Genomic DNA, 5,300 nt, shown 5'->3' on the forward strand with positions numbered 1-5,300 from the left:
ACCGGGCCGGGGGCGACCGCGTTCACGCGCACGCCCGCGGTGGCGAGCTCGATCGCGGCGGTGCGGGTGAGGGCGTCGACCGCGGCCTTGGTGGCCTCGTAGTGCCCGAGGCCCGGGGTGGGCTGTCGGGCGCCGATGGACGAGATGTTGACGATGCTGCCGCGTCCGGCCGCCGCGAGCAGTGCGCCGAACACGCGGAGCATGAGGAACGTGCCACGCACGTTGACGCGCAGGGCCGCATCGACCGCGTCGACCGGGACCTCCTGCAGCGTGCCGCCGCCCGCGACGACCCCGGCGTTGTTCACGAGCACGTCGAGCCCGCCGGCGGCCGTGACGCGGTCGGCTGCGGCCAGGACGGAGGCCTCGTCGGCGATGTCGAGGGGGAGGGCGGTGGCGCCGATCTCGGCCGCGACCGCGGCGGCGGCGTCGGCGTTCACGTCGCCGAGGAACACCTCGTCGCCCGCGGAGCGGAAGGCGGTGGCGATGCCGCGGCCGAGGCCGGACGCCCCTCCGGTGACCAGGATGCGGCGCGGGGATGCGGTCATGTTCGTCCTCACTGACGGTGCTCTGACGGGATGAGTCCGTTATATTCTACAACCATAGAAAAACACAACCCCGGTTGCTGAGCGGCGAGCGCAGCGACGAGACGAAGCACGCGAAGGAGCGTCATGCCCGATTCGACCCACCCCCGCCGTCCGCTGCAGACGGGCGGTGCCCCGGTGCCGCCCCTCGCCCTCGGCTCCTGGAACACGTGGGACCGCATGGCGCCGGAGGAGGCGGTCGCGCTGATCCGCCGCGCGGTCGAGCTCGACGCCGGGTTCTTCGACGTCGCGTACTACAACATGGGGCCGCACGCCGAGAACTCGACGACCGACATCCTGTTCGGGCAGGCGCTGCGGGCGAGCGGTGTCGACCGCGACGACATCGTGCTGTGCGGCAAGCTGTGGCTGTGGGACTGGCCGAACCAGGGGTTCCGCGCGCAGCTCGTCGAGTCGCTCGAGCGGGCGGGGCTCGACCGGTTCGACACGCTCGTGGTGGGCGACTACCTCGATGCGCCCGACCTCCCGCGGCTCGTCGCCGACGTGAACGCCCTGATCGACGAGGGTCTCGTCGGCTCGTGGGGCATCAACAACTGGCGCATCGCCGACACCCGCGCCGCGCTCGCCGAGGCTCGGATGCGCGGGCTGGCCGGCCCCGCGTTCGCGCAGCTGAAGTACGGCATCGCGCGGCGGTCGATGGCCGAGGGCGACGCGTACGGGCCGCTGTTCGCCGACGGCACCCTCACCCTGCAGGCGTCCGACGTGTTCGAGGGCGGCATCCTCGCCACGGGCCGGACGCCGCAGCGCAAGATCGGCGCCGACGTGGGCGGCATCCGCGAGCGGATCGCGGCCCTGTACCCCGAGGTCGCGCGGGTGGCGGGGGAGTTCGGGGTGACGCCGGCCGCGCTCGGCATCGCCTTCTGCCTCGCGAATCCCGCCACCGCGAACGTGCTGTTCGGCGCCTCACGGCTCGAGCAGCTCGAGCAGAACCATGCTGCGCTCGCGCTCGTCCGCGATCACGGCCCCGAGGTGCGGGCGGCCCTCTCCGACGTCGCCGTGGACCGCGACGTGCGCGCGGACGGGGTGTGGTGACGGGAGTGGCGAGACGGGATGCTGCGCGCAGAGACAAGCCGGGTGCGCCCGGTGGCATGAGCTGCGCCCGTTGCCGCGGGAAACATGCTTGCGCTCTTTTTCCACACATGTAGACTAACCAGCACGACACATCGAGGTGGCGTCGATCCGGTCTCCCGGTCAGCGGCTCTTCGAACCTTCTTCACCACCCCTGCACCCGAGAGAAGGAACCATGAAACGAATGCCCCTCGCGCTCGCCGCAGCCGTGGCCGCGACCCTCGCGCTCACCAGCTGCAGCGGCGGCGGAACGCCATCGCCCTCCGAGGGCGGCGGCGCCGAAGGCCCCGACGCGCTCAACATCGGCAACTTCCTCGACATCACGTCGTGGGATCCGTCCCTGGCCGACATCGGGTTCGACGGCCCGTACCTCTCCGCGGTCTACGACGCCCTGATCGCCCTCGACGCCGACGGCGACCCGATCCCGTCGCTCGCCACCGAGTGGACCGTGGCCGACGACGACCTGAGCATCGACCTCGACCTCCGCACCGACGCCGTGTTCAGCGACGGCACCCCGGTCGACGTCGACGCCGTGCTCGCGAGCCTCGAGTACCTCAAGGCCGGCGCCCGCTCGGGTGAGGCCTACGTCAACGTCGACAGCTTCGAGAAGGTCGACGACGACACCGTCCGCATCAACCTCACGCAGCGCGACGACACGATCCTCTACTTCATGGGCCTCGGGCGCAGCTACATCGCGTCGCCCGCGTCGATCGAGGCCGGAACGCTCGGCAGCGAGCCGGTCGGCTCCGGTCCCTACGTGCTCGACAGCGCCACCAGCGTCCCCGGCGCGGAGTACCACTTCACCAAGACCGAGGACCACTGGGACGCGAAGACCTACCCCTTCGCCGAGCTCGCGATCTACCCGATCACCGACGCGACCGCCCGGCACAACGCCATGCTCAGCGGCCAGATCAACGTGCAGTACGGCGACGTCGCCAACCTGGAGCAGGCCGAGCAGCAGGGCTGGAACACCGCGCAGCGCGTGTCCGGCTGGGCGGGCCTGGTCATCACCGACCACACGGGGGCCAAGAGCGAGCCCCTCGGCAAGCTCGAGGTGCGCCAGGCGCTGAACTACGCGTTCGACGGTGCCGCGATCCTCGCCGCGGTCGGCAGCGGCGCCGGTGTCGCCACCAACCAGGTCTTCCCCGACGGAGGGCCGATCAACGACCCGTCCCTCAACGACGCCTACGCGGTCAACATGGACAAGGCGAAGGAGCTGCTCGCCGACGCCGGGTACCCAGACGGCTTCGCGATCTCGATGCCCATGTCGCCCATCTTCGAGATGTGGAAGCCCTCGGCGGAGCAGGCGCTCACCGAGCTCGGCATCACCGTCACGTGGGACAACATGCAGATGCCGGACTACCAGCTCAACGCGCCGAACTACCCGATGTTCATCTCGTTCCTCGCGATGGACGGCAACGACGTCGCCACGGTGGCCCGCCAGGTCACGAGCGTCCAGTGGTTCAACCCGGAGCCCGACTACGCCGAGAACGACGTCATCGCGCCGCTCGTCGAGAAGGTGCAGACCGAACGCGGCGACGCCCAGACCGCGGCCGTCAAGGAGCTCAACGAGGCCCTCGTCGACCAGGCGTGGTGGTCGGTCTGGTACCAGGCGAACAACATCTACTACACGGCGCCCGGCATCCAGCTGCAGCCCGTCGTGGGCATGATGTTCCCGACCCTGCGCTACATCACCCAGGGCTGATGCCCGCCGGGGCGGCCACCCGACACCGGCCGCCCCGGCACCCTTCCCCCTCCGACCCTCCTCACCCCGAGAGGCCCCCATGCTCCTGTTCACGGCGAAGCGGGTGCTGTCCGGCATCCTGCTGCTCGTCGCGGTCTCGATCGGCACCTTCTTCCTGGCGCACCTCGCGATCAGCGACCCGACCGCCTCGCTGCTGGGCACCACCGCGAGCCCCGCGCAACAGCAGGCCCTGGCCGAGAAGATCGGCCTCGACCGCCCCCTGATCGTGCAGTTCTGGGACTGGTTCTCGCACGCCGTGCTCCTCGACTTCGGCGAGTCGTGGCGCAACTTCCAGCCCGTCGGCGCCCAGCTCGCGATCAAGGTCCCCGTGACGCTCTCGGTGGTCACCTTCGCGACGCTCATCACGGCCGTGATCGGCATCGCGTTCGGCATGATCACCGGGCTGCGCCCCGGCACCTGGTTCGACCGGATCATCAAGGGCATCTCGGTCGTGCTGTTCGCGCTCCCCGGATTCTGGGTGAGCCTGGTGCTGGTCATGTGGCTCGCCGTGCAGCTGAAGTGGTTCCCCGCGGTCGGCTACGTGCCGCCGACGCAGTCCGTCGAGGGATGGCTGCGCTCGATCACCCTGCCGGCGATCTCCCTCGCGCTCGGCGGCATCGTCGCCGTGTCGGAGCAGCTGCGCAACGCCGTGATCGCGCAGAGCAGGCAGGACTGGGTGCGCACGCTCCGCAGCCGCGGGCTCTCCGCCGCGCGGGTCAACCTGCACATCCTCCGCAACGCCTCGCCCGCCGCGCTCACCGTGATCGCCCTCATGTTCGTGGGACTGCTGTCCGGCGCGATCGTGGTGGAGCAGATCTTCAGCCTCCCCGGCCTCGGCCAGCTCACGAACCAGTCCTCGCAGAACGGCGACATCCCGATGCTCCTGGGCATCACGGTCATCTCCATCGTGTTCGTCGTCGTGATCAACCTCCTGCTCGACCTCGTGCTCGGCTGGATCAACCCGAAGGTGCGCGTCGCATGACCACGACCGACATCCGCGTCGCATTCGACCGCGCCGCCCAGAAGCGGCGCTCGAGCCTGTTCCGGCGCTTCCTCCGCCACCCCGGCGGCTACCTCCCGCTCGCGATCTTCCTGCTCATCGTGCTGGTCGGCGTCTTCGCGCCGCTGCTGGCGCCCATGGACCCGAACCTCGTCGACCTCGCCGCCGCCAAGGCGCCGCCCTCGCCCGAGCACCTCCTCGGCGGAGACTCCACCGGCCGCGACATCCTCAGCCGCCTCATCTACGGCACCCGGACGACCCTCTGGGGCGCGCTCATCACGATCGTCACGGCCCTCGTGATCGGTGTGCCCACCGGCGTCGCTGCGGGCTACTTCGGCGGCGTGTTCGACCGGGTCGCCACCTGGATCAGCGACGCGCTGCAGTCGATCCCCGGCATGATCATCCTGCTCGTGGTCGCCGCCGGCAGCCGCAACAACTTCGAGCTGCTGATGGCCACGGTCGGCGTGTTCATGGTGCCCGGGTACTTCCGCATCGCCCGGTCGCAGACGCTCGCGGTGCGCGGCGAGCCGTACATCGATGCCGCCCGCGTCTCCGGGCTCTCCGACGGGCGCATCATCTTCCGCCACGTGATCACCGCCGTGTACCCGCCCGTGATCATCCAGACCGCGCTCACCGCCGGCATCGCGATGGGCATGCAGGCGGGACTGCAGTTCCTCGGCATCGGCGACTCGAACGTCCCCAGCTGGGGCGCCATGATGCTCGAGGGCTTCCGCCTGATGCTCACGTACCCGCTGATGCTGCTGTGGCCCTCCGCCGCCCTCGGCCTCACGATCGCGGTGCTCGCGATCATGGGCTCGACCCTCGCCGAGCTCGTGCAGGTGCGCACGCCCCGGGCCCGCCGCCGGAAGGACGCCGCGGTGGTCGCCGC

5 protein-coding genes are annotated in these 5,300 nt (G+C 70.4%); 4 read left to right on the forward strand and 1 reads right to left on the reverse strand.

The features are described 5' to 3' along the window. Window positions 1–545: SDR family NAD(P)-dependent oxidoreductase (locus DW309_RS05270; protein ID WP_136044772.1), on the reverse strand; the 545-nt coding region annotated here is incomplete at its 3' end. Window positions 546–668: 123 nt separating this feature from the next. Between DW309_RS05270 and DW309_RS05275 the strand changes: the two genes are divergently transcribed. From DW309_RS05275 to DW309_RS05290, 4 genes are all read left to right on the forward strand, one after another. Further along, a complete protein-coding gene (locus DW309_RS05275; protein ID WP_136044773.1) occupies window positions 669–1,631 on the forward strand; it encodes an aldo/keto reductase in 963 nt (320 codons plus the stop codon). Window positions 1,632–1,842: 211 nt separating this feature from the next. Next, window positions 1,843–3,372: an ABC transporter substrate-binding protein gene (locus DW309_RS05280; protein WP_206251570.1), complete on the forward strand. Its 1,530-nt coding sequence runs from the start codon at window positions 1,843–1,845 to the stop codon at window positions 3,370–3,372. 79 nt (window positions 3,373–3,451) lie between these two features. Next, window positions 3,452–4,393: an ABC transporter permease gene (locus DW309_RS05285; RefSeq protein WP_136029033.1), complete on the forward strand. Its 942-nt coding sequence runs from the start codon at window positions 3,452–3,454 to the stop codon at window positions 4,391–4,393. Next, on the forward strand, window positions 4,390–5,300 hold a 911-nt coding region (locus tag DW309_RS05290), incomplete at its 3' end, for an ABC transporter permease (RefSeq protein WP_136044774.1). The genes DW309_RS05285 and DW309_RS05290, both read left to right, overlap by 4 nt.

This window comes from Microbacterium sp. K41 (genome assembly GCF_004794395.1).
GTDB classification, from domain to species: domain Bacteria; phylum Actinomycetota; class Actinomycetes; order Actinomycetales; family Microbacteriaceae; genus Microbacterium; species Microbacterium sufflavum.